Origin of the sequence: Mesorhizobium sp. SEMIA396 (assembly GCF_024518615.1) — a bacterium.
Lineage (GTDB): Bacteria > Pseudomonadota > Alphaproteobacteria > Rhizobiales > Rhizobiaceae > Mesorhizobium.
The window spans coordinates 119,645-139,337 of record NZ_JANIFC010000009.1 but is presented as its reverse complement, the minus strand read 5'-3'; the positions used below and the strand labels follow the sequence as shown (position 1 = coordinate 139,337).

Here is a 19,693-nt window from a genome sequence, read left to right as displayed (position 1 = left end):
GGATCACTCGCTCCACTTCACCTTGGTCAAATCATTGGCCTGGATCGGGGCGTTTTCCCACAGGCCTTGCAGCTTGGCGTCCCAGACGCCGACCTTGGGCAGTTCGTAGAGGAAGCCGACCACGGCATCGTCCGCCAGGATCTTCTGTGCCTGCCCCAGCAATTCCTTGCGCTTGGCTTCGTCGGAGGTGACGCCGAGATCGGCAATCACCTTGTCGAAGGCCGGGTTGTCGTAGTTGAAGTAATAGTCCTTGCGCGAATAGATATCGATGTCGTTGGGCTCGGTGTGGGAGACGATGGTCAGGTCGTAATCCTTCTTGGTGAACACCTGATCCAGCCACTGCGCCCATTCGACCGGGATGATCTCCAGATCGATGCCGACGTCGCGAAGTTGTGAGGCTATGATTTCGCCACCGAGGCGGGCATAGGCGGGCGGCGGCAGTTTCAGCGTCGCCTTGAAGCCGTTTTCGAGGCCTGCCTCTTTCAGCAATTCCTTGGCCTTGGCGACATCATGCTGGTAGCGGCCGGTGAGGTCGACATAATCCTTGCTGGCCGGCGACATGTGCGAGCCGATCGGCTGGCCGAGGCCGGCCGAGGCGCCGTCGATGATCGCCTTGCGATCGAGCGCGTAGGAGATCGCCTGCCTCACCTGCAACTTGTCGAAAGGAGGCTTCTTGTTGTTGATCGACAGGATGGTCTCACCCTCGGTCGAGCCGATCACCACCTTGAAGCGCGGATCGTCCTTGATCTGCGCGAGGCTGTCGGCATCGAAGAACGGGAAAGCCTGGATGTCGCCGGAAAGCAGGGCCGGCACATAGGCCGCGGCATCGGGCACGATGCGGAATTCGGCCTTGTCGAGGGACGCCGGTGTGCCCCAGTAATTGTCCGATTTGACCAGCGTGATCGACGATCCCTTGGCCCAGCTCTGGAACTTGAACGGGCCGGTGCCGATCGGTTTCTCCTTGTTGGTCTCTGCCGATTCCGGCGCCACGATCACCGCGTCACCCCAGCCCATATTGTAGAGGAAGGATCCCTGCGGGTTCTTCAGCGTCACTTTGACGGTCGCCGGATCGACGACGTCTATCGTATCGATGGCCGCGAATAGGCCCTTTTGCGCGTTGACCGAATTTTCGGCGCGGGCTCGATCGAGCGAGAATTTCACGTCGCCGGCATCGAAGTCGGTGCCGTCATGGAATTTCACGCCGGTGTGCAGCTTGAAGGTGTAGACCTTTCCATCATCGGAAATGGTCCAGCTTTCGGCCAGATCCGGCAGCACCTCGCCAGTGGGCCCGATGCGTGTCAGGCCCTCGAACACATTGGCATATAGAACCTCGTCGATTGCCGCGGCGGCACCTGCGGTCGGATCGAGATGCGGGGGTTCGAGCGGAATGCCGATGACCAGGTCGGTCCGCGCGGCAAACGCGGAAGCGCCGGCGGCCAGCGACAGCACCGCGGCCGCCAGGATGGTTTTCCACAGTTTCATCGTGCGACTCCCCATGCGTTTCAGACACGTGCTCGAACCCGGGCGATAGAAGCGTGATTTCGCCGCGGAGTAAATTGCGTTTCGTTCTGCCCGTTGGCGTGGCCGGGAATGTTTTGTCCTGGCCACTGCATCGGCAGGTCGAAGCTTGTCGCGGTGCGCCTTACCCCGCGGCTGTGCCGCGCAGCAGCACGTTGAGCCCTATCGCCATCACCTTGGCCGATTCTACCATGTCCGCTATCCCGACCCATTCGTCCGGCCGGTGGGCGAGGTCGAGAATGCCCGGCCCATAGGCGATGCAATCATAGATATGGCCGATGCGCGCAATGTGCTTCTGGTCGTAGGTGCCGGGCGAAATGACATAGCCGGGTTCGCGGTCGAAGATCGCCATGATGCCTTGCGCAACCGCCTTGACCACCGGGGCGTCGCGCTCGGTCATCAGCGGCAGCACTTCCATCAGGTCGCGGATTTCGTAGTCGAATTTTGTCCGCTCGCGCTTTAGCCGGTCGAGAATACCGGTCACTTCGCCTTTGACGGTGTCGAGATCTTCCTCCAGCAGGAAACGACGGTCGATGGTCAGCCGGCAGGAGTCGGGCACGTTGGGCGACGGCAGGCCGGGCCGGAAGTCCTCGGTCTGGCCGCCATGGATCGAATTGATGTTCATGGTCGAGCGTTTTGCCCCTTCGGGCACGACCGGCATGCGCGTCATCTTACGGTCAAGCGCAGGGAACAGCTCGTCCTCGAAAGCCCTCAGCACGGCGCCCATGTGGCGCACCGCATTGTCGCCGAGAAACGGCATCGAGCCGTGCGCGATCTCGCCCTTGGTCTCGATCTCCGCCCACCAGACGCCGCGATGCCCGAGGCAGATGCGATCCTTGTTGAGCGGCTCGGGAATGATGACGTGGTCGACCCTGGGTTTTGAGAAATAGCCTAGTCTGGCCAGATGGGCGACGCCGCCGAAGCCGCCGGACTCCTCGTCGACGGTGCCGGATATTTCGATGGCGCCGGGAAAGTCGGGGAAGACTTCCAGGAAGGCTTCGGCTGCGATGATCGAGGCGGCCAGTCCGCCCTTCATGTCGCAGGCGCCGCGACCATAGACCTTGCCGTCTTTGACGATGCCGGCAAAAGGATCGACGGTCCAGCCGTCGCCGGCTTCGACCACGTCGATGTGCGAGTTGAAGTGGACGCAGGCGCCTGACGATCTTCCGTCGAAACGGGCAACGACATTGACGCGCGGGTAGCGGTCGGTGTCGCCGGGCGTGCCTTCGGCGCGGATGAATTCGGTCTCGAAACCACTCTTCTTCAGCCGCGCGCCGAGATATTCGGCGCATGGCCGATAGGCCTCGCCGGGTGGATTGATGGTCGGAAAACGGATCAGCTCAGTGGTCAGCGCGACGACATCGTCGCGCCTGTCATCGATTGCCCGGAGGAGTCGCTCGTTCATGCCCAGAGTTGAGCAGCGATCTCGGCGGTTTTGCAAGCCCGTTGGTGATCGAGCCTGTGCGGCGTGTCGTTGCGGCAACTATTGCGGGAAATCGTTCAAATTCGCTGCTTTGGATTGGCGAATTGGTCAAGGTGTGTGTGTTAGCCCGTTCATCTGCCATTAAAAAGATGAGAGACAATTTGAGGGCAGGCAGGTTAGGGGCAATCAAAGGGGTTTGATCGCATGAAAAAGACAGTTCTCATGGCAGCCGTGTTTGTTGCGATGCTGTTCGGTGCTTCGGGGCAGGGCTGGGCAGCCAGCCTCGTTGCAAATATTGACGTGTCTTCGCAGACGATGACCGTCAGATATGGCGCGTCGGTTTACCGGTGGAGCGTCTCCACCGCGCGCAAAGGTTACATTACGCCGCGCGGCAGCTATCGGCCGCAACGGACGGCGCGGATGTGGTATTCGCGCAAATACGACATGTCGCCAATGCCTCATTCGGTGTTCTTCCGCGGCGGCTATGCCATTCACGGCACCGGCGCGGTGAGGCAGCTCGGGCGCCCGGCATCGCATGGCTGTGTGCGCTTGCACCCGACCAATGCCGCCGCCTTCTATGCGATGGTTCGGCAAGCCGGTTTCGGCAATACGCGCATTGTCGTCACCAACTGAAGAGATTCAGGTTCGCTGTTGTCGGCTGGCGCAGGGCTAATACCCTCGCCAGCAGTTCCGTTTAAGCGTTCGGGACCGCTTTTGCCTGCGAGGGCCGCTTTCGACGCCCGCCGCTGATCTCCCACCTTTTGTGGAACCACATCCACTGGCCGGGATCTTCTCGCACCCAGCGTTCGACGACATCGTTGAGACGCTGGGTGGTGGCGTGGACATCGACGCTGCCGTCAGCCGTGCGCGGCAATGTCAGCTTGTCCTCGATTTCGAGCCGGAAGCGGTTGCCTGGCAGCCTGATGCAGCGAGCCGGATAGACGTCGCAGTCATAGTGACGGGCAAGGGTGGCCAGCACCCGATTGCTCTGGCACGGACGGCCGAAGAATGTCGTCTCCAGTCCGCTGGAGAATTTCTGGTCGACAAGGATGCCGATGTTGCCGCCGTTCTCCAGGACCCCGGCCAAGGCGAATGAGGCACCGGCCATCGATGGCAGCAACGAGCCCATGGTCGAGCGGCGCGTCGAGAGGATGTAGTCGGCAAGATAAGGATTGTTGGGTGGGCGAAACAGCGCCGTGATGTTCATGCCGAAGGTCGCCGCCGCCACCGGCAGAAGTTCGAAATTGCCGAGATGGCCGGTAAAGACGATGTGCGGCTTCACTTCGCTGGCGATTTCGAGGAAGTGGTCCGCTCCTTTGACCTCGATGCGGCCGGGCTTGATCGCTGTAGGGTCATAGTCGAAGAGGGCGTCGAGAAAGATGTATTCCGCGGCAAGACGGGCCATGTTGCCCCACATGTCTGAGGCGATCGCCTGGATCTCGGCTTCGCCCTTTTCCGGATAGGCCTTGCGCAGATTGTCGACGGCGACCTGATGGCGTCCCACCCGGGGGCCGACCATGCGTGCGGCGCGGTCGGCGAAATTCAACGCACTGTCGGCCGGCAGCAGGCGCAGGACCGAGATGATCATCATTGCGGCGCGCGCCACCAGCCAGTAATTGAGCTGGCGCAGTTGCCTGCCGTAGCGAAATTTTAGATCCCGGCGGAACTTCTTGAACACAGAGGTCAAGGCTCTAGCCGACGCGCAGGATGATCTTGCCGAAAACGTCGCGGCCTTCCATGCGCTTCAGCGCGGCGTCGATACCGTCGAAGCCGACTTCGGTGTCGATGACGGGTGCGACCTGTCCCGCCGCCATTTTCTGCATGGCGTTGGCCATGTTTTCCATGCGGCAGCCAAACGAGCCAAGCAGTTTCAATTGCTGCTGGAACAGCTGCATCAGATTGATCTGCGTCGACACGCCGGAAGTCGAACCGCAGGTCACCAGGCGGCCGCCGCGCTTCAGGCACAGCATCGAGGCGGCAAAAGTGTCGGCGCCGACATGTTCGAAGACGACATCGACGCCCTTCTTCTTGGTCAGCTTGCGCACGACGCCCTCGAAACGGTCGTCGCGGTAGTTGATGACATGGTCGGCGCCGAGCGCCTTGGCCTTGTCGATCTTGTCGTTGGAGCCGACCGTGGTGATGATGGTGCAGCCCATCCGCTTGGCCAGCTGGATGGCCGCAGAGCCGATGCCGGATCCGCCGGCATGGATAAGGATCGTCTCGCCGGGCTGTAGCCTGGCGTTGTCGAACAGCATGTGCTCGACCGTGCCGAAGGTGACGGGCGCGACCGCCGCGCCGATGTCGGTCACGCCGGGCGGGGCGGGGACCAGCAGGCGAGCCGGCAGGTTGATCTTCTCTTGCGCGAAACCGTCGAGATGGAAACCGTGCACACCCGAAACATGTTCACAGAGGTTGTCGCGGCCTTCGCGGCAGGCTCGGCAGAGGCCGCAGGTGCGCGCGCCGTAGATCGATACCAATTGTCCGGGCAGCAGGCTGGAAACGCCGGAGCCTACCGCCTCGACCTCGCCCGAGGCTTCGGCGCCGACGACCAGCGGCAGCTTGCGCTTGGCGAAGGCCATGCCGCGCCAGCCCCAGACGTCGATATGGTTCAGCGCCACCGCCTTGATGCGCAGCGTGACTTCGCCAAGTGCCGGCGGTGGGGGAGGCGGCAGGTCCACCGTTTCAAGACGGCGGTCCTCGATAAGTTGCAATGCGCGCATTGGGCCTGTCGGTTTCGGTCTGGCTGAAAAAGGTCGCTTAGACCGGTTCCCGCGCCATGACAAGGCAAGTGTTCTGGCCGCCGAAGCCGAAGGAGTTCGACAGCACGGTGCGGACCTCGGCATTGCGCTTCTTGTTCGGCACCACGTCGAGCACGATCGCGGGGTCGGGATTGTCATAGTTGATGGTCGGCGGGATGACGCTTTCGCGCATCGTCATCAGTGAGAACGCCGCCTCGACGGCGCCCGCCGCCGACAGCGTGTGGCCGATCATCGATTTGTTCGACGAGACCGGCATCGAGCCGATCCGTTCGCCGAACACCGTCGACAGCGACAGATGCTCCATCTTGTCGTTTTCCGGCGTCGAGGTGCCGTGGGCGTTAACGTAGTCGATCTCGTCCTGGCTCAAGCCGGCATCGGCTAGCACAGCACGAACCGCCGCGATCGCCGGCGAAGCGTCCGGCTTCGAGCGGGTGCGGTGGAAATCGTCCGCCTTTTCGCCGCAGCCGCGCAGGATGCCAAGAATCGTGGCGCCGCGCGCGAGTGCGGTTTCCAGTGATTCCAGTACCAGCGCGCCCGAACCCTCGGCGAGGACAAAGCCGTCGCGGTCCTTGGAGAAAGGTTTTGACGCCTTTTCGGGAATGTCGTTGTGGGTCGACAGCGCGGACAGCAGCGAAAAGCGGATCAGCGCCTCGGCGGTCGCCGAACCGTCGGCGCCGATCGACAGCGCGCGGTCGCATTCGCCGCGGCGGATCGCCTCGACGCCGAGCTGGATGGCGGTGGCGCCGGAAGCGCAGGCGGTCGACAGCGTGATCGGCAGCCCGCGGGTGCCGAAACGGTCGGCAAGCCGGCCGGCGATCGAGCCGAACTGCGTGGTCTCGAAAAAGTCGAGTTCTTTCAATCCGCGCGCCACCCGCAGCAGCCGTTCGCCGCCGGAGTCCAAATCATTGGAATTGTAGAGCGCGAAGCGGTCGTGCCAGTCGAGTTCGACCGGCGGTGAAGCGAGGAAGAGAGGACCACCAAAATCACCGGAATCGAGGCCGGACTCGGCCACGGCCTCACGCGCGGCGGTTTCCGCCAGTTCATAGGTGAGATGGCTGGAGCCCTTCGAGCTCGACGGCAGGAAGTCGACCATGCCGGAGATGCGGGTGTTGAGATGATCGACCGGAAAACGGGTAATCGGGTGGATGCCCGACTTGCCCGAGGTCAGCGCCGCCCAATTATCGGCCTTGCCGACGCCAAGCGAGGTCACCACGCCGATGCCGGTGACGGCAACGATCGGCCTGCCCATATGATCGTTCAGATTGGCCATGCGGTAGCCCTCGATCGTCTATCGTTGCGGCATGGATCGTGGACCACCGCCTCAGGCGGCGTTGACGAGCGCCATGCCCTCGAATTGGTGATAGCCGATCGCCGTTGCAAGGACGGTTGCGGGAACCCCTTCGAACGGCTTCTCGGCTGCGGCATCAAAAACAGGGTAGGCGGCCTTGCGATCGACGGCCAGCGCCGCCAGTGCCACAGCGAAGGGAAACTGTGCTTCCTTCATGTGTCCGGTCAGCGTCGAGAAACCGCGCGCGGCAATCGCCGGATTGGCATCGAGCGCGGCTTTCTCGGCGATGGTTGCCGTATGGGCGCCCGACGCGCCCGACATGGCCAGCAATTTGCCGTTCGGCATTGCAGCCTGCTTGAGCAGGGCGGCGATCTGGGCGTCGAGTTCTCCCCGTGGGCGCCTGGCGCGGCCGGAGACGACCGGCCCAAGCTCGGCATAGATCTTGCGGCCGCGGCTTATCGCGTGTTCGCGCTGCTCCAGTACCAGGAAGGCACCGCCGGATCCAGTCACGACGCCGCCGCCCTCAGCCCCCTGTCTTTGCCAGACCGGCTTCCACTGGCCGCGATGCAGATAGCCGGCGAGTTCATAGCCGAGCAGCATGTCGGAATGTTCGGTCTGGAAGGCGCCGCCGACCAGGATGTGCGTCGACTGGCCGGAGCGGATGCGCGCGGCTGCTGTCTCGACGGCGGCGACACCGGCACCTTCCTCGCCCATGAAGGTTCTGGATGAGCCGGTCACCTTGTGGACGATGGAGATGTTGCCGGCGAGCAGATTGGAAAGCTGCGCCAGGAACAGTGTCGGCCGCAATTCGGTGGTCAATTTCTCGTTGATCAGCACATCGCGGTCGTTGCGGCTTTCCGACGCGGCGAGAATGGCGGCATCGACCGCCTCGTCGCGTTCGCCGCCGCCCGCGGCCACGACCATGTCCATGGTCGTGCAGAGTTCGTCATTGCCCTTGATGCCGGCGTCGTCCAGCGCCAGGCCTGCGGCATAGGTGCCGAGCCTCTGCCAGGTTTCCATCTGGCGCTGATCGCCACGTTTGGCGATCTGCAGGTTCCAGTCGATCTCCGGCAATGGATGAACGGTATAGGGTGCAAAGCGCGCCGCTTCGAGCACCGGTTCCAGCCCCGGCTGCACGAGCTTTTGCCAATGGGCGTCCGGACCTTCCCCCAGCGAGGAGACAAGGCCGATACCTGATATGACGACGTCGCGGGGGCTGCTCATGTGCGGCTTTGTGGGTCAGGCGGCAGAGCGCGTCAAGATCGAACGCTCAACCGATGTCAGGCGGTCTTGGCGGCAACCAGCGCGTCGATCTTGGCGCACAGGTTCTTCATGACGAAGTAATCGTCCGTCGAAGCCTTGCCGTCATTGACCTCCTGGGTCCACTTTTCCAGTGGCACCTTGATGCCGAATTCCTTGTCGATGGCAAAGACGATGTCGAGGAAATCGAGGCTGTCGATGCCGAGATCGTCGATCGTGTGGCTCTCGGGCGTAATCGTGTCGATATCGATCTCGCTGGTGTCGGCAATGATCTTGGCGACTTTGTCGAACGTGGTGGACAAGGGCTTTTCCTTCGGTTGCGGGCGGAATCTGTCCGCATCTTGTTTGGGCGCTGTCTAATCGGTTTTTCCCGGCAGGAAAAGGCCTGATGCGCCGGGCGCAGATGGGTAGGGCATCCAGGAAACGCAAGAAGGGCCGCCGGTTTACCCGGCGGCCCTTCTGTTGACGTCACGTCAGCCTTTGTTTCGATGCAGGTCGTTTTTCCAAAACCGGAACCACTTTGGGCGACATGCATCAGCTGTCGCGGAGCTTGACCAGATCGTTCAGCAGCCCGCCGGTTCCGTTGTGGACGGTCAGCCGCTCGACCTTGCCGGCGATGGTTTCCAGAGCCTCGAGCTCCTTCAACCGCAGCATCACCGGGTTTTCCGCCATCACCCTGGCCGTGTTGAGGAGGGAACGCGTCGCGTTCGTCTCCTCGCGGCGACGGATGATGTTGGCCTCGGCCTGCTTTTCGGCCGACACCACCTGGTTGAGGATCTCGCGCATCTCGCCCGGCAGGATGACATCCTTGAGCGCGATATCGCTGACCTCCACCCCGATCTCGGCCATATCGGCGCGGACCTTGCCAGCGGCCTCTTCGTCGATCGTCACCTTCTTTTCAAGGATCTGATCGAGTGTCAGCGCGCCAAGGGTCTTGCGGAAGGCGTACTGCAGGGCGCGGTAAAGGGCTTCGGAGAAGTCCTTCACCATGCTCACCGCCTTGACAGGATCGACGACCCGGTATTCGGCCGCGATGTTGACGCGGATCGTCACGCGATCCTTGGTCAGCACTTCCTGCCCGGCAACGTCGAGCGACTGGCGCTTGAGGTCGACGACCTTGATCTGCACCATGCGTCCGACGTTCCAGAAGCCATGCACGCCCGCCGTCAGCGTCCTGACCAGAACACCGTCGATGAACAGCAGTCCGGCCTGACCGTCGACGACCGGATGGACGGACATCAATTCCGCCTTCCGGGCCTGGCCGAGCCGGCGCATGACCGCCGCATCGATGGCGAGATCGACTGATGTGTCGATCAGCGTCACCTTCCACGGGCCGGCATCCGTCCACAGCACCAGCTTGCGGTCCGGCGCCAGCACGGCGTGCAGATTGCCGTCGCGCTCGATGATGGCGACATCCGTGCGCCCGGTGCGAACGACGGTGAAATGACGCGCGGCCACATCCGGGAGCTTGTCGAACAACGCCTTCTCGTATGCCGAAACGAATTCCGGGTTCTTCAGATCGTGCCGGGACACTTCGAGGCTGCCGCGCCGGTTGGCGAGCCAGTGCTCGCCCGGCAGCAGGACAGTCTTGATTTCCCCCTTGTGGAGGGTGAGGGCACGTTCGTTTTCCTTTACGAGGACGCGCTCGCGCCCAAGAACCTTGTCGAGAATTGTCATTGTCTTACTCCTGTCGGGCATGGCCCCATGCGAGGCGTCAAGTCATGCGTCGATCGTTCCTTTCGTTTCTCGTTTCACGTCGTCTCTTGCGTCACAGCCCGGGCACGAATGATCCGGGGACTGGTGGCATCAATCCGTGGCGGGCCTTCGGGAGCGGATCGCGGGGCAGTGAAGCGGGCGCCGGAGGCCTTGGCCTCCCTTGCCGGCGACGCTGCGCCTTGATCGTCACCGCGGGCCTGGCCGCGAGCCGATGGCGAAAGACGCTTGGGATGATCCGCGCCCGAGGGCTTGGGCCATCCGTCCAGTCTTTCGCATTCCAGTCCCCGGACCGTTTTTCGGATGGCTTTTCAGGCCAATGGAGAAGGAATCGAACCTTCGACAGTCAGATTAACAATCTGATGCTCTAACCAAACTGAGCTATCCGTGGTGCAGATGAAGGGAATTGAACCCCCGACCTCCGGACCCAAATCCGGCGCTCTCCCGCTGAGCTACATCCGCGATCCCAATCCCCAAAGCAGCGCCGTATACAGGGCGGCAAAGCCGCCTGCACGGGCGGAGGCGAAAGCTCCAACCGTTGTGCTCACTTCGGTTCTCGTGACCGGGAGCGCGCCTATAGCCCCTGCGACGGGTTGTCGCAAGCGGCATTGTCGTGGCGGATTTGCGGCTTCTTGCGGCGGTGGCATTTAGGCAACACCGCTTTCGACGTCAGCGATCGCGCGCAGGGCGCTCAGAAGGTGACGCGGCCGAGCACGCGCAGGCCATCGCCCTGCGGCTCCACGACCACGGCCTCGCCTTCGCGCGGTGAGATGCCGGTCAGCGCCACGATGTCTTCCAGATGGGTAACCATGACCAGATTGTCGGAGCCGGAATAGGCGCGGATTTCTTTGAGGATCGCCGCGATCTGCGCGGCTTTCTGCGCCTCGTCGCCCTTCAGGAGATCGAGCGGAGCAAACAGCTCCGGCTCGGCCTCGAAGGCGATGCGGGCAGTGTCGAGGCAGCGGCAATAGCGGCTGGACAGCACACGCTCGATCGGTGCCGCACGGGCGGCAAACAGAGCGCCGATCTTGCTCGCCTGCTGCTTGCCACGCGCCGACAGGTTCATCTGGGTGGCACAACTGTCGATGTCGAAATTGGCCGGGTCGGTGGTGCCGGTGACCATGGCATGGCGCAGCAGCACGACATGTCCGCCATCGCGCAGCAGCGCCCAGCCTGCATCCGTGGCGTGGGCTACGCCGGGAATAAGAAACAGGAACAACGCCAAGGCAAATCGAATCATCCGCTATCCTTCTCCGGTTCCCGGCAATGGGTTCCGGTGACGGGACATATAGGGACGGTAAAGCCAGCCGAAAGACAAGGCGCGGTCGGCGGGATGCGTAGACCTACTTCTTCGCCATCTGCTTCTTCACCAGATCGATCTTCTGGTCGGTGAGCGGGATGGGGATCGTGTAGCCGGCTTCGGTAAAGCCCTGCTTGGCGTTCTCGAAGAATTCGATCGCCTTTTGATATTCGGCCTTGCCCCCGCCATAGCTGGCTCGGTTCCAGCTGACGTCACCGAGATTGTTCTGCGCGAAGGCCCATTGCATGGGCAGGCCTTCCCTCGAGAATACCTTCAGCGTCGCCGTGAAGGCGGCCTCGGCGTCACCGAGATATTTGCCGGTGCGTTCGAGATTTCCGAGGTTGAGCAGGCTCATGCCGATGCCGTTCTGGGCGTTGGCCCAGTCGACCGGTGCCGCGTCGACGGTGAGTACTTCGAGGGCTGCCCGGCGGGCCGCTATGGACTCAAGCAGGGTCCTGGAGTCGGCATTGCTCATGCTCAGCCAGTGCAGCGTCGAGCCGAGGCCGGCCTGGGCTAGCGCCCATTGGCGGGGATTCGTCTCGCGCTTGTACTCGCGCAACGCATCGCGGTAGGCGGCAATGGCTTCACCATAATGTTCCGGCTTGTCGGTCACGCCGCCCAGAAGCTGCAGCGTGTTGCCGAGATTGTAGTGGCTCATTGCCCAATCGCGAGGGAATTTCCGTCTGACATAGACCTGCCGGGTCGCCCGGAAGGCGCTCGCCGACTGCTCCAGCTTGGCCGCGTCGCGGGTGCGCTGGCCAAGCGTCTGGTAGATCGAACCGAGATTGTTCTGCGCCGACGCCCAGTCCATCGGGAAACGCTGCCGGGTAAAGACCGTCAGTGCGTCATCATAGGCGGCCGCGGCCTCTTCAAGCGCGCCGGTGCCCATATCGAAGCGGGCGACGCCGCTCAGCGCGTTGCCGAGGTTGAGCCTGCTGGTCGCCCATGAGACGGGGAAGGTCTCACGGGTTCGCACCTCGAGCGCGGCACGGAACGCGTCGGCCGCTTCGTTTATCTTCGCCTTGTCGTTGAGCTGAATGCCGAGCGACACCAGCGTGTTGCCGAGATTGTTCTCGACCATCGCCCATTCCACCGGCGCCGTTTCGCGTGTGTATTCCTCAAGTGCCAGCCGGTAGGCCGCCTCGGCTTGCGTCAGATGTTCGCCGGCGGCCTCGCGCTCGGAAAGCGCATAGAGCGCCAGGCCGAGATTGTTCTGCGAAGCGGCCCACTCGAGCGGCACTTTTTCGCGTGGGCGTTTCTGGAGCGTCGCGCGCATCGCCACAACCGCCTCGTTCAGGCGCTTCGGGTCGCTCTCGCGCTCGCCGATCTTCAACAGCACATTGGCCAGATTGTTCTGCGCGGCGGCCCAGTTGAGGTCGTCCTTCTCGCGCTCGAACACGACAAGGGAATCGCGAAAGATCCGGGCTGCCTCTTCAAGGCGCGCGGTCTCCGTCTCGCGCTCGCCGATGGTCTGCAGCACCACCGCCATGTTGTTGCGGGTGATGGCCCAGTCGCGATTCTGTTCGCCATTGGGGATGAAGTTCAGGATGGTGCGATAGGCCTCAATGGCGTGCTGCAGCGCATCGAGGTCGCCGGTGGCGTAGCCGTAGGCGTTGAGCGCCTCGGCTTCCTGGTTCTTGTAGTTCCAGCGCAGCTTGTCGTCCCATTTTCCGGCCAGCGAAAACGCCTTGGCATAGTCGCCGGCAGCGGATTTGTAATCGAAGACCAGCCCCGAGGCATCGGCGCGCCTGGCATAGATCGCGGCGTCGGCAAGACGCTTCTGCTTGACGAGATCCTCGGCTTGATCGACCGCATCGTTGGTCTGCTCGACCCGGCCGACCGCATCGTCGAGGAATTTGCGCGCCGTCACGATGGCGCCCTGGCCGATCGCCTTGTCGGCGGAAGCGACAAGCCGTTTGATCTCCGGATCGTCGGTGCGCAGTGCTGCACGCTCGGACATCATCTTCTTCAGGCGCTCGGCCTGGGCGTCGAGCACCTTTTGCAGGTCGGTCGGGTCTTCGGGGATCTTTTCCGTGCCGAGCGCCTTCAGCACGCCATAAAGCGCGTCGAGCGGCACGCCTTCCTGCAGCGAGGCCAGTTCCACCTGCGCCCGTTTCGGGTCGGGCAGGCCGGAAATCGTCAGCAGGAGCTGGCGCCTTTCGCCTGTGATCAGTCCGTCGTCGCCGGTCGGCTCCACTGGTGCGACGCCGAAATAGAGCAGCCGGCGCAGGCTTTCATTGATCCAGGGACGCTGCTTCGCTTTTGTGTCGAGATAGACCTCCTCGGTCACCATGCGCATGACCGAGCCGAATTCGGTGCCCTTCATCGCCGCGAGGTGGCGCAGCAGGGCGGACGCGTAAGGGCTGTTTTCGCCGGCGGCGCCATCAAGTGCAGGATGACCCGGTTCTGCGGCAAAGCCGACCACTGTACCCAGGCTCGCGTCGGCCGCCGGTGCATTGCCGAGCGCCTTGGCGCCGCGCACCGGCTCCAACCCGCCGGCGCCTATGGGCGAGGCGGAAGCGGTCGGTGAGCGCCGTACCATGGCATCCGCGGGGAATGGATTGGTGCGGCAGGCATCGAGCAGCATGATCGTCACCGGCACTGTCTTTTTCAATGCCTCCATGACGGCCGATATCGGCACAAGGCTGGTGCCGGCATCCTTCAGCGACGGGACGTCGGCATCGACCGGAACCAGATAGTTTTCGCCGCCGGCCTCGATGCCATGACCGGAGTAGTAGATGAAGGCGACATCGGCGCCGTCGGCATCTTCGGTGAACCGCTCCAGGTCGCGCTTCAGCTTGGTGGCGTCGCGGTCGGTGACGCTGCGGGCGTCGAAGCCAAGGTCGGTCAGCATCTTGGCCATGTCGCGGGCGTCGTTGGCGGGGTTGGGCAGGGCGGCGATGTGCAGGTAATTCGACTGGCCGATGATCAGCGCCACGCCCTTAAGGCTTTTCGTCTCGGCAACTGCAAGCGCGGTCGCGGCAAGGCAAAGCAGTGCGGCGACGATAGCCGTCAGCCATGCCCGCCGCAAACGACTAAGGTTCGAGAGTCCGACAAAAGCCATTTGTCGTTCGTGTCCGCCCTGATGATCCAACCCTCTATAACGCTGCCAGCCGACGATGATCAAATTCAGGCGCGATTGCGTCGCGGTCGTGGCTCGCCTATCACGGGAAATTCGCCCGTCACGGTAAAAATGTCTCCGCTCACCGAAACCGTCCTTTTCGTCTTCAGCCTTGTCGCGCTCGGCTATCTCGCCGGGTTTACCGGCTATTTGAAGCCAGCGAGCGGCGAGGGGATATCGGAATTTGCCATCAACGTGGCGATGCCGCTGCTTCTGTTCCAGACAATGGTGAAGTCCGATTTCCACGGCGTGGCGCCATGGTCGCTGTGGGGCGCCTATTTCGCCGCGGTCGCCATCACTTGGGCCGCCGGCCATCTGGTCACCACCCGTATCTTCGGCAGGGATGCCCGCGCCGGCGTCGTCGGCGGGGTTTCGTCCGCCTTTTCCAATATCGTGCTGCTCGGCGTTCCCTTCATTCTTGGCATCTTCGGCCCGAGCGGCTTCGAAGTGCTGTCGCTGCTGGTCTCCGTGCATCTGCCGATCATGCTGATGGCCTCGATCGTGTTGTTCGAAGTCTTCGGCCGCGGCAGCGGCGAACCCGTGCATCCCTTGCGCGTTATCCGTAGCTTCCTCAGGCGGCTTTTCATGAATCCGTTGATCATCGGCATTCTGGCAGGCCTTGCATGGCGCATCACGGGTGCGCCGCTGCCTGATGTCGCCATGCGCCTGGTCGATGCGCTGGCCGATACGGCCGGTCCGGTGGCGCTGTTTGCCATGGGGCTCAGCCTGCGCCGCTTCGGCATTTCGGGCAATGTCAGGCCGGCGTTGGTGCTTTCGGTGCTGAAGCTGTTCCTGATGCCAGCGCTGGTCCTGGTCTTCGTCTGGCTGCTCGGCTTGCCGCCCTTGACGGCCAAGGTGGCGGTGATGGTGGCCGCGATGCCATCCGGCGTCAATTCCTATCTGATCGCGGTGCAGTTCAACACCGGCCAGGCGTTGGCGTCGAACCAGATGACCATCGCCACGGCCTGCGCCGCCGTCACCACCGCTTTCTGGCTGACTGTTGTCTTGCACGTTTTCGGGTAAGGCATCGGGGTAAGCACGTCGCCTGCTCTCGTCTCGCTGTGGCCCAAGCCCTATATGCCATCTTGCGATTGCTTGCGGGCCTTGCCCTCGGTAAAGAGCAGTGGCTCCGGCGTGCCGGCTTCAGTCCATGGCGCACGCTCACCGAAGATTTCACAGACCGGCCCGTCAGGGCGCTGAACGGAGGATAGACCATGCTTCAGAAAACCAGCCATTTCATGCGGCAGGCCAATCTCATCAACGGCGAGTGGGTGCAGGCCGACAGCGGCCAGACGGTCGACGTCAACAATCCGGCCACCGGTCTCAAGATCGGCACCGTGCCGAAGTCGGGCAAGGCCGAGACGCGCCGCGCCATCGAGGCCGCCGCCGTCGCCTTCAAGTCGTGGCGCAAGACCACCGCGCTCGAGCGCTCGAAGCTGCTGCGCAAGCTGCATGACGCGATGATGGACAATCAGGACGTGCTGGCCGAACTGCTGACCATCGAGCAGGGCAAGTCGCTGTTCGAATCGAAGGGCGAGATTGGCTCCGCCGCCGCCTATATCCTGTGGTTCGCCGAGGAAGGCCGCCGCACCTATGGCGATGTCGTGCCCTCACCATGGGCGGACCGCCGCATCCTGGTGACCAAGGAGCCGGTCGGCGTCATTGCCGCCATCACGCCATGGAATTTCCCGTCCTCGATGCTGGCTCGCAAACTCGGCCCGGCGCTCGCCGCCGGCTGCACCGCGGTGGTCAAGCCGGCGTCGCAGACGCCGTATTCGGGTCTCGCCTGGGGCGCGCTCGCCGAGGAAGTCGGCTTCCCCAAGGGCGTCGTCAACATCCTGACCGGTTCGGCCAGCGAGATCGGCGACGAGATCTGCGCCAATCCGCTGGTGTCGAAGATCACCTTCACCGGATCGACCGAAGTCGGCAAGCTTCTCATCCAGAAGTCGTCGGTCACCGTCAAGAAGGTATCGATGGAGCTCGGCGGCAACGCGCCGTTCATCGTTTTCGACGACGCCGACCTCGAGCGCGCGGTCGCCGGTGCGATCACCGCCAAGTACCGCAATTCCGGCCAGACCTGCGTTTGCACCAACCGCTTCCTGGTTCAGGCCGGTGTCTATGACAAGTTCGTCGAGAAGCTCGCTGCCGCCAGCAACGGGCTGAAGGTCGGCTCCGGCCTCGAGGACGGCGTGCAGCAGGGACCGCTGATTGACGAGAAGGCGGTCGAAAAGGTCGAGGAACTGATCGCCGACGCCACATCCAAGGGCGGCAAGATAGTCGCCGGCGGCAAGCGCCATGCGCTCGGCGGTTCGTTCTTCCAGCCGACGGTCATCGCCAACGCGACACCCAAGATGCGCTTCATGAAGGAAGAGATCTTCGGCCCGGTCGCACCGGTGTTCAAGTTCGAGACCGAAGAGGAAGCCGTCGCCCTCGCCAACGACACCGAATTCGGCCTCGCCTGCTACTTCTATACGGGCGATCTCGGCCGCGCCTTCCGTGTGATGGAAGGGCTGAAATACGGCATGGTCGGCGTCAATGAAGGCCTCATCACTACGCCGGAAGCGCCGTTCGGCGGCGTCAAGGAATCCGGCCTCGGCAAGGAAGGCGGACATCAGGGCATCGAGGATTACCTCGACACCAAATATGTCTGCATCGGCGGCCTCGGCCTCTGATAGGCTATCCCTGAGATGAGCAGGCCGATAGCCTGCCCATCTCTCGTGGGAAAACCAGCCGAAGTCTTCTGGATCAACTGGCATTTACGGGCATGGCGATGAAGGACGGCGAGGTTTTCGGCACGACGCAGGCTGGCGAGCAGGTGCGTCGCTTCACGATCAGGGGCGGCGGCATCACAGCCAACATCATCGGTCTGGGCGCGATCATCCAGGATCTGCGCCTGACCGGGCACGATGCTCCGCTGGTGCTCGGCTATGACAGCCTGGAAGGCTACGAGACGGATACGGCGTTCTTCGGTGCTGTCGTTGGCCGCTACGCCAACCGCATCCGTGACGGCCGCTTCACCATTGGCGGCAGCCGCTACCAGACCGAGCAAAACTTCCTCGACAAGCATACGCTGCATGGCGGCTCGCAAGGTTACTCCCACCGGCCGTGGACGGTTTCCTTGCATGGCAGGGATTTCGTCACGCTGACCCTGCACGATCCCGACGGCGCGATGGGTTTTCCCGGCGCGCTTGATGTCACCTGCACCTACCGGTTGAAGATCCCCGGCACGCTTAGCGTCGAGCTGACAGCCACCTGTGAGGAGCCGACGCTGTGCAATCTCACCCAGCATTCCTACTTCAACCTGGACGATGGCGGCGCCGGAGACATTCTCGACCACAGGATGATGTTGAATGCCGGCGCCTATCTGCCGGTCGATGGCGACATGATCCCGACCGGGGTGGTCAAGCCGGTTGACGGCACGCCGTTCGATTTCCGCCAGGCGCGGCCGTTGCGCATGGAGACCGAGGGCGAACAGCTGCCCTACGACCAGAATTTCTGCCTCGCTTCGACACGCGGGCCGCTCAAACAGGCGGCGTGGACGCAAGGCGCCAGTTCCGGTGTCGAGATGGAGGTCTGGACCACTGAGCCCGGCGTCCAGCTCTATACCGGTCAGTATGTGACGCCGCGCACCGGGCTGGAAGGGCGGAACTACAAGGCCTTTTGCGGTTTCTGCCTCGAGCCGCAGATTTGGCCGGATGCGCCGAACCGGCCCTATTTCCCGCAGGCGACGCTGTGGCCGGGCGCGATCTACCACCACGTCACGGAATACAGATTCCGGCTACCTTAGCCTTCGAACGCCGCCCGCAGCGTCTCGAACGGCGCCAGTGCGCCACGTACCTGCACTACGGCGGCGGCGACACGATGGGCATGGCGTGCGGCTTCCAGCGGTTCGTGACCGGCAAGTCGAGCCGCAAGATAGCCGCCGTTGAAGGAATCGCCGGCGCCCGTCGTATCAGCGGGAGCCGCGACATGGATCGCCGGCACGTCGCGCAGCGTTCCTCCCTTGGCGATCAGCGCCGGCGCTTCGCCATTCTTGACGACGACCTCGCCAACCAATTTCCCGATCCGCTTAGCGGTCACTTGCGGCGTCGCATCCTCAAACAGCATCTGCTCGTCGGGAAAGGTTGGTAATGCGATATCAGTGACGGCAAGGGCTTCGACGATCGCTGCCTGCGCCTCCTCGCGCTCACGCCAGAGCCGCGGCCGGTAGTTGGGGTCGAAGGCGATAAGGGAACCAGCCGAACGCGCCTTGGCGACGGCCGCCAGCAACGCAGCGCGCGCGGCTTCGTCCAGAATTGCCAAAGTGATTCCGGAAAAATAGACAAGTGCCTGGTTTTCCAGGTTTTTCGATAATGCGGCCGGGTCCGAGGCAAGCTGCCGCGCGGCGGCGTCGCCACGCCAATAAGTGAAGGAGCGTTCGGCTCCCGTCAGCGTGATGGCATAGAGGCCGGGCCGCGCGCCCGCTATGAGCGGGCTGGAGCCGATGCCAATGCCGTTTTCAGCGAAGAAATCGATCTGGCCTTGCGAGAACGGATCGTCGCCGAAGGCCGAGACATAGGTTGCCGGCCGCTCGGTGCTCAGCGCGTGCAGCGCCCACAGCGTGTTGAACGTGTCGCCGGCAAAGCCCATGCGCCAGTTCGGTCCCGTCTGGCCCGACAGTTCGAGCATGCATTCGCCGATCGAGGCGACGCCGTTTCCCGCCATCTACAATCCTCCAGTGATCCCGGTGCTGTAGCTTTTTGCCACCGGCAGCGCCATGCTTGGCAAGCAGGGTTTTTTCCGTCACAGCGTTTTCCCACAGGCTGGCGGGATGCGATCCGTCCGGCAGAGCGTTGTCTGCGGAAGAGGAACCGGTTTGGCATCGATATGGCGTTATCTTCTGGCGGGTCTTGGTCTGGCTGCCTTGCTGGTCGGCATTCTCGCGGTCGTCTTCCTGACGGCGCCGCGGTCGTCGCTGCCTGCCGGCCCGGATGTCTCGCGGACGAAGAACACCGCCAACGCGCTGTTCGTGGCCAGCTTCGCGCCGGAGCGGGGTGTCGTACGGCAGGGCGAACTGCAATCCTGGCTGCTGACCTTGAAGACAAAGGCAGGAGTTCCGGTGGAAGGTGCCGCGATCGCGATTTCGGGCGGCATGCCACTGCACAGTCACGGCCTGCCGACCAGCCCGCAGGCGACCGACTATCTCGGCGACGGGCGTTATCGAATCGAAGGAGTGAAATTCACCATGAGCGGCTGGTGGCAGTTGCATTTCGCCATCTCGGCCACCGCCGGCTCCGACACGGTGCTCTTCAACGTGGTGCTGTGAGCAGGA

The 19,693-nt window shown here is 63.0% G+C and carries 16 protein-coding genes and 2 tRNA genes; 5 read left to right on the top strand and 13 right to left on the bottom strand.

Annotated features, from left to right (window positions below; all coding sequences use genetic code 11):
* Window positions 1–3: 3 nt before the first annotated feature.
* Both NP503_RS21710 and NP503_RS21705 read right to left on the bottom strand, forming a co-directional pair.
* Window positions 4–1,482, bottom strand: a complete 1,479-nt coding sequence (locus NP503_RS21710; protein ID WP_127271445.1) for an ABC transporter substrate-binding protein — start codon at window positions 1,480–1,482, stop codon at window positions 4–6.
* 160 nt (window positions 1,483–1,642) lie between these two features.
* Window positions 1,643–2,923, bottom strand: a complete 1,281-nt coding sequence (locus NP503_RS21705; RefSeq protein WP_127269347.1) for an acetylornithine deacetylase/succinyl-diaminopimelate desuccinylase family protein — start codon at window positions 2,921–2,923, stop codon at window positions 1,643–1,645.
* Between the two features lie 222 nt (window positions 2,924–3,145).
* Between NP503_RS21705 and NP503_RS21700 the strand changes: the two genes are divergently transcribed.
* Window positions 3,146–3,574: a L,D-transpeptidase gene (locus NP503_RS21700; protein WP_023812266.1), complete on the top strand. Its 429-nt coding sequence runs from the start codon at window positions 3,146–3,148 to the stop codon at window positions 3,572–3,574.
* A 61-nt stretch (window positions 3,575–3,635) separates the two neighbouring features.
* On the opposite strand, the gene NP503_RS21695 is transcribed toward NP503_RS21700, so the two are convergent.
* The 10 genes from NP503_RS21695 to NP503_RS21650 all read right to left on the bottom strand — a co-directional run bounded on the left by NP503_RS21695 (window position 3,636) and on the right by NP503_RS21650 (window position 14,325).
* Window positions 3,636–4,619 carry a lipid A biosynthesis lauroyl acyltransferase gene (locus tag NP503_RS21695; RefSeq protein WP_164748868.1) on the bottom strand — a complete coding sequence of 328 codons (984 nt, stop codon included), beginning with the start codon at window positions 4,617–4,619 and terminating at the stop codon, window positions 3,636–3,638.
* 13 nt (window positions 4,620–4,632) lie between these two features.
* Window positions 4,633–5,661: a zinc-binding dehydrogenase gene (locus tag NP503_RS21690; RefSeq protein ID WP_127269349.1), complete on the bottom strand. Its 1,029-nt coding sequence runs from the start codon at window positions 5,659–5,661 to the stop codon at window positions 4,633–4,635.
* A 37-nt stretch (window positions 5,662–5,698) separates the two neighbouring features.
* The gene (locus NP503_RS21685; RefSeq protein WP_027039033.1) at window positions 5,699–6,970 is read right to left on the bottom strand and encodes a beta-ketoacyl-ACP synthase; all 1,272 of its coding nucleotides are present in this window, start codon (window positions 6,968–6,970) and stop codon (window positions 5,699–5,701) included.
* Window positions 6,971–7,021: 51 nt separating this feature from the next.
* Complete coding sequence (locus NP503_RS21680; protein WP_127267432.1) at window positions 7,022–8,212, bottom strand: beta-ketoacyl-ACP synthase; 1,191 nt, start codon at window positions 8,210–8,212, stop codon at window positions 7,022–7,024.
* 56 nt (window positions 8,213–8,268) lie between these two features.
* Window positions 8,269–8,550 (bottom strand): acyl carrier protein, encoded by a 282-nt coding sequence (locus NP503_RS21675; protein ID WP_010909964.1) that lies wholly within the window; start codon window positions 8,548–8,550, stop codon window positions 8,269–8,271.
* 232 nt (window positions 8,551–8,782) lie between these two features.
* A complete protein-coding gene (locus NP503_RS21670; protein WP_023812260.1) occupies window positions 8,783–9,925 on the bottom strand; it encodes a slipin family protein in 1,143 nt (380 codons plus the stop codon).
* Between the two features lie 352 nt (window positions 9,926–10,277).
* A tRNA-Asn gene (locus tag NP503_RS21665) sits at window positions 10,278–10,347 on the bottom strand.
* 2 nt (window positions 10,348–10,349) lie between these two features.
* Window positions 10,350–10,423, bottom strand: a tRNA-OTHER gene (locus NP503_RS21660).
* A gap of 229 nt (window positions 10,424–10,652) precedes the next feature.
* Window positions 10,653–11,201, bottom strand: a complete 549-nt coding sequence (locus NP503_RS21655) for a histidine phosphatase family protein (RefSeq protein ID WP_127267431.1) — start codon at window positions 11,199–11,201, stop codon at window positions 10,653–10,655.
* 103 nt (window positions 11,202–11,304) lie between these two features.
* Window positions 11,305–14,325: a caspase domain-containing protein gene (locus NP503_RS21650; RefSeq protein WP_127267430.1), complete on the bottom strand. Its 3,021-nt coding sequence runs from the start codon at window positions 14,323–14,325 to the stop codon at window positions 11,305–11,307.
* Between the two features lie 129 nt (window positions 14,326–14,454).
* On the opposite strand from NP503_RS21650, the gene NP503_RS21645 reads away from it, so the two are divergent.
* The 3 genes from NP503_RS21645 (at window position 14,455) to NP503_RS21635 (ending at window position 18,169) form a co-directional block, all read left to right on the top strand.
* On the top strand, window positions 14,455–15,405 hold the full coding sequence (locus NP503_RS21645; RefSeq protein ID WP_027039038.1) for an AEC family transporter: 951 nt from the start codon (window positions 14,455–14,457) through the stop codon (window positions 15,403–15,405).
* A gap of 191 nt (window positions 15,406–15,596) precedes the next feature.
* A complete protein-coding gene (locus tag NP503_RS21640) occupies window positions 15,597–17,054 on the top strand; it encodes an NAD-dependent succinate-semialdehyde dehydrogenase (RefSeq protein ID WP_127267428.1) in 1,458 nt (485 codons plus the stop codon).
* Between the two features lie 92 nt (window positions 17,055–17,146).
* Entirely contained in the window at window positions 17,147–18,169 is a 1,023-nt protein-coding gene (locus NP503_RS21635) for an aldose epimerase family protein (protein WP_127267427.1), read from the top strand.
* On the opposite strand, the gene NP503_RS21630 is transcribed toward NP503_RS21635, so the two are convergent.
* Entirely contained in the window at window positions 18,166–19,086 is a 921-nt protein-coding gene (locus NP503_RS21630) for a sugar kinase (RefSeq protein WP_127272010.1), read from the bottom strand. The genes NP503_RS21635 and NP503_RS21630 overlap by 4 nt on opposite strands.
* 151 nt (window positions 19,087–19,237) lie before the next feature.
* Between NP503_RS21630 and NP503_RS21625 the strand changes: the two genes are divergently transcribed.
* The gene (locus NP503_RS21625) at window positions 19,238–19,687 is read left to right on the top strand and encodes a FixH family protein (RefSeq protein ID WP_027039042.1); all 450 of its coding nucleotides are present in this window, start codon (window positions 19,238–19,240) and stop codon (window positions 19,685–19,687) included.
* Window positions 19,688–19,693: the final 6 nt, after the last annotated feature.